Source organism: Deltaproteobacteria bacterium (assembly GCA_011773515.1).
Lineage (GTDB): Bacteria > Desulfobacterota > Deferrimicrobia > J040 > J040 > WVXK01.
Map to the genome: position 1 here is coordinate 1 of WVXK01000052.1, position 4,677 is coordinate 4,677.

Consider the following 4,677-nt stretch of genomic DNA (forward strand, 5'->3'; position numbering starts at 1 on the left):
GCGACGCCGGGGGTCGATTTCGGCTCCAACGGCGAGGGCTTTCTCCGTTTCTCTTACGCAAACAGCGTCGAGAACATCAGGGAGGCATTCAAAAGAATCGGTAATTTCCTGGAGAGCAAATACGGCAGAGTCGTGAAGGGAGGTTGAAGGTATGATTATGGCAGAGTTCAGCATTTTTCCCGTGGGCACCGGTGAAAGCCTCAGCCCGTACATTGCGCGGTGCACGAAAATTATCGAGGAAAGCGGGGTGAAGAATCAGCTGCACGCGATGGGCACCATCCTCGAGGGATCCTGGGATCAGGTTTTCGGGGTGATCAAGAGATGCTTCGAGGAACTCGAAAAAGACTGCCCGCGGATCTCCCTCAATATCAAATTGGATTACCGGAAGGGCGAATCCTACCGGATGGATGCAAAGGTAAAGGCGGTTCTCAGCAAGATCTGAGAAGACATTCATGGCAATCGAAAAGCTGGTACATTGGGGCGCCTACGTGCTCGGGTCCTATCTCCTCGGGGCAATACCCTTCGGGCTGATCGTGGCCTATATTTTCGGGGGCGGGGTAGATCCCCGGGAGGTGGGTTCGGGAAACATAGGCGCGACCAACGTTGCCCGGGCAGCCGGAAAAATCGGCGGGGCCCTCACCCTCATCCTCGATGCGGCAAAAGGTTTTGTCCCCCTCTACCTTGCCCGGCGGGCGTTTCCTGAAAACTATTACGCCATCGTTTCCCTCTGCGCTGTCGCGGCATTTCTCGGCCATGTCTTTCCCGTATACCTCAGGTTCAAGGGGGGCAAAGGCGTTGCGATAGCCGGCGGGATCATCATCTTTTTATCCCCCATCGCGGCCCTGCTCCTGTTCACGATTTTTCTCTTTGCCCTCTTTTTCACGGGGTATGTCTCCGTGGGCTCCCTTCTCTGCGCCCTCTCTTTTCCCGTCCTCATGGCGTTTCTCGGGCCGACGCCGCTGTACATTGCCATCGCCCTCTTCATGGCCGTGATGATCTTTTTTACCCACAGGGAGAATATCAGGAGGCTGGTCGAAGGCAGGGAGAACAAGTTTCTCGGAAAGAAGAGATAGGCAAAATTTCCGCGCGAGTGGAATCCGGCAGGCGGGCGCGAAAAGGGGATTTCAAAGCAAAAGCACCGGGGGGCGGTTCAACGCAATTTCCTCTGCCTCAGCGGCGAAGCGGTATCGCTTCAGAGTTTTTCCAGGTTTCTCTTCTGCATGCGCTTTTTTTTCGGCAATCTCCGGGAGGCCCCTTTCGTGGGTTTTTTCTCTTTCCCCACTTCCTCCTCTTCCGGGACCCCTTTTGTGGAAAAGTAGTGTGCCTGCTCCACCTTCCCGGCAAACTCATCTACCCGCACATAGGTGCTGTTAAAGGGGGTTATTCTCGCTATGAGGCCCGCATCGCTCGTCACGACGAAAGCGCCCTCCCGCAAACTTTTCGCCAGCCTGGCTATCCTGTCGTCTGCGGACTCAGGAGGCGAGGTAAATACTGCTTTCACCCACTTTTTTGCGACGGCCCCTCCCGGGGTGCCTCTCTTTCCGTCGAAGACAACGAGGATCGAGAGTTTCTTCAGCTTCCCGTACTCCGATAGCATGGCAAGGAGCTCCTCTCTTGCCTCCTCGAGGTTTTCCCCCCGGGAAAGCCCGAGGTGGAAAAGGAGGTTATAACCGTCCACGACGAGTTTCATGCCCGATAGATCGTCCGTGCCAATTTTTTTTCCCGCCCTCCCCAAAAAAAAGGGAAGGTTTTGCGCAAACAATCATACCGGAAACAAACCCGTTTGAAAACTTCCCCGTGGCCGCAGGGGCCTTCCTCTCGTCTCTCCCTTGTACCGGGAAGGACCTTGCCGGCCGGGTCCGCCATTCACCGGATTTTTTCCCCGGCCCTTAAGATTGGTATCTGACCGGTGACGTTTGGTTCGCAAGCGGCGGCCGAATTTTTTCCCTATACTTTTTTGGAAATCCGATATAATCTTTTTCATAACGATTTAAGAGAGTTGCTTAAAAATTGAGCATTTGCCTGTCTGTTTTTTGTGCATCCTCGTTAGCGGAACAATCTAAAAAAAAGAGCCGGAAACGTTACGATAATAGTTAAATCGAAAATATCCTTTAAGAAACGAAGTGTTGTCACATTTTTCCGGGGCTATGTTTTTTTCTGCCTCTGAGGGCACGGTTTTTGTTCAACAGAAAAATGCGCGACGGAAGGAGGATTTATGAGAAAGATCGAAGCGATCATCAAACCCTTCAAGCTCGATGAGGTGAAAGAGGCTCTGAACGAGATCGGGATACAGGGAATGACGGTTGTCGAGGTGAAGGGATACGGAAGGCAGAAGGGGCACACCGAACTCTACCGGGGCGCAGAGTACGTCGTCGATTTTCTCCCGAAAATCAAGGTAGAGATCATCGTCCAGGATGAGATGGTGGAGAAGGTCATCGAAACGATAGAGTCGGCGTCGAGAACGGGGAGGATAGGCGATGGAAAGATTTTCATCACCGATATCGCCGATGTCATCCGGATAAGGACGGGAGAAAGAGGAGAGGACGCCATATAAACCGGATTTACGGATAACTTCGACAGGAGGTTGGTTACATGACGCCGAAAGAGATTATCGAGTTTTGCAAGAAGGAAAACGTGGAGATGGTCGACCTCAAGTTCATGGACTTTCTCGGCCTCTGGCAGCACTTCGCCGTTCCCGTCTACGAGCTCAAGGAAGATTCCTTCGAGGAGGGCTTCGGTTTCGACGGGTCCTCCATAAGGGGATGGCAGCCCATTCACGCGAGTGACATGCTCGTCATCCCGGAGTCCAAAACGGCGGTCATCGACCCGTTCATCAAGAGGAAGACGCTGACCCTGATCTGCAATGTCTACGACCCCATAACGAAAGAGGCATACACCCGGGACCCGAGGAACATTGCGAAAAAGGCCGACGCCTATCTCGAGTCAACCGGGATCGGTGATACCGCCTATTTCGGCCCGGAAGCAGAGTTTTTCATCCTCGATGACATACGGTACGCCTGCGAGAGGCATTACGCTTTTTACCAGATCGATTCGATCGAGGGACAGTGGAACACGGCAAGAGAAGAGAACCCGAACCTCGGTTACAAGCCCCGGTACAAGGAGGGCTACTTCCCCGTTCCTCCCACCGATTCTCTCCACGATGTCAGGGACGAGATGGTGCGGGTCATGGAAAACATCGGCATGAAGATCGAAGCACAGCATCACGAGGTTGCCTGCGCCGGCCAGGGCGAGATCGACCTCCGGTTCGCCCCCCTCGTAGAGAGCGCCGACAACCTCCAGTGGTACAAGTACATCGTGAAGAACGTGGCCCGCCGGCACGGGAAAACGGTTACCTTCATGCCGAAGCCGATTTTCGAGGACAACGGCTCCGGCATGCACACCCACCAGTCTATCTGGAAGGGCGGCAAGCCCATTTTCGCGGGTGAAGAGTATGGCGGCCTCTCCAAGGAGGCACTCTACTATGTGGGGGGTATCCTCAAGCATGCCGCTGCAATCTGCGCGTTCACCAACCCGACGATAAACTCCTACAAGAGGCTCGTCCCGGGCTTCGAGGCTCCCGTCAACCTGGCGTACTCGAGCAGGAACAGGTCGGCGGCGGTGAGAATCCCCATGTATTCACCATCCCCCGCCGCGAAGAGAATAGAGTACCGCACCCCTGACCCATCCTGTAACGGCTACCTTGCCTTTGCGGCCATGCTCATGGCCGGCCTCGATGGGATACAGAACCGCATCGACCCGGGAGACCCCCTGGACAAAGACATCTACTCCCTCTCTCCCGAGGAGCTCGCGGGCGTTCCCCAGACACCGGCATCACTGGATGAAGCCCTGAGCGCGCTCGAAGAGGATCACGAATTTCTCCTGAAAGGGGATGTGTTCACCCCTGACGTGATCGAGATGTGGATCAGCTACAAGATGGAGCACGAGGTCAAAAACATCAACTCAAGGCCCCATCCGGCGGAGTTCATGCTCTATTTCGATTGCTGACGGCCCTGGTGATTTCTGCTGAAGGCGGGCAAAAGAGGCCCGCCTTTTCTTTTTATACGAGCCCCCGGCTCGTTATTTTCCCCCCAATCATGCGGCTTGCCGTATTGCCGGCCAGACATGCCAAAACAGGTAATTTTTTACAGGCGCTTCAGGATCCGGGGCGGGTGGTTATTGACACGGGCCGGTTCAATTTTATACTCTTCCTCGTATGAGAATTTTCCCCCCCCATCGGGTTGCCGTCCTATCGTGCATCGTGATCCTTTTGTTCTCCTGCGGCGGAGGGGGCGGCGGCAGCGGGAGCATTTCGATTACGCTCGAGCTGCCCCGGGGTGTCGACCCGTCGATATTGTCTCCAGACGACAGGATCGTTGTGAGGATTTCCGGCCCCGATTTTCCCGGGATCACCCGCGAGTTTTCCCGCTCTGTCGCCAGGGGGACCATCGGGGACGTGCCCGAGGGCAACGACAGGGTCATAAAAGTCGACGAATACGACAGCGGGGGGGATTTGATTGCGCGGGGGTTCGCATACGGGTTGCAGCTGCGTGACGGGGAGGATACGAGCGTTCCCGTCGTGATGGTGCCGAAGGGATGGGTGGTCACGATCGCAGGGGGTAAGGGGCCGGGGGACAGCCCAGACGGAACATACGCCCGGGATGCCCTCCTGAACGGCCC

6 protein-coding genes are annotated in these 4,677 nt (G+C 55.4%); 5 read left to right on the forward strand and 1 reads right to left on the reverse strand.

Annotation, left to right across the window (positions count from 1 at the left end; translation table 11 throughout):
* The first annotated feature begins 151 nt into the window (after positions 1 to 151).
* Complete coding sequence (locus GTN70_05060) at positions 152 to 442, forward strand: MTH1187 family thiamine-binding protein (GenBank protein NIO16352.1); 291 nt, start codon at positions 152 to 154, stop codon at positions 440 to 442.
* A 10-nt stretch (positions 443 to 452) separates the two neighbouring features.
* Positions 453 to 1,073, forward strand: a complete 621-nt coding sequence (gene plsY / locus GTN70_05065; protein ID NIO16353.1) for a glycerol-3-phosphate 1-O-acyltransferase PlsY — start codon at positions 453 to 455, stop codon at positions 1,071 to 1,073.
* 119 nt (positions 1,074 to 1,192) lie between these two features.
* Here plsY and GTN70_05070 read toward each other — a convergent pair whose 3' ends face one another.
* Positions 1,193 to 1,690 (reverse strand): hypothetical protein, encoded by a 498-nt coding sequence (locus GTN70_05070; GenBank protein NIO16354.1) that lies wholly within the window; start codon positions 1,688 to 1,690, stop codon positions 1,193 to 1,195.
* 525 nt (positions 1,691 to 2,215) lie between these two features.
* Here GTN70_05070 and GTN70_05075 point away from each other — a divergent pair.
* The 3 genes from GTN70_05075 to GTN70_05085 all read left to right on the forward strand — a co-directional run.
* The gene (locus tag GTN70_05075; protein ID NIO16355.1) at positions 2,216 to 2,554 is read left to right on the forward strand and encodes a P-II family nitrogen regulator; all 339 of its coding nucleotides are present in this window, start codon (positions 2,216 to 2,218) and stop codon (positions 2,552 to 2,554) included.
* Between the two features lie 38 nt (positions 2,555 to 2,592).
* Entirely contained in the window at positions 2,593 to 4,005 is a 1,413-nt protein-coding gene (gene glnA / locus GTN70_05080; GenBank protein ID NIO16356.1) for a type I glutamate--ammonia ligase, read from the forward strand.
* Positions 4,006 to 4,258: 253 nt separating this feature from the next.
* On the forward strand, positions 4,259 to 4,677 hold a 419-nt coding region (locus tag GTN70_05085; protein NIO16357.1), incomplete at its 3' end, for a hypothetical protein.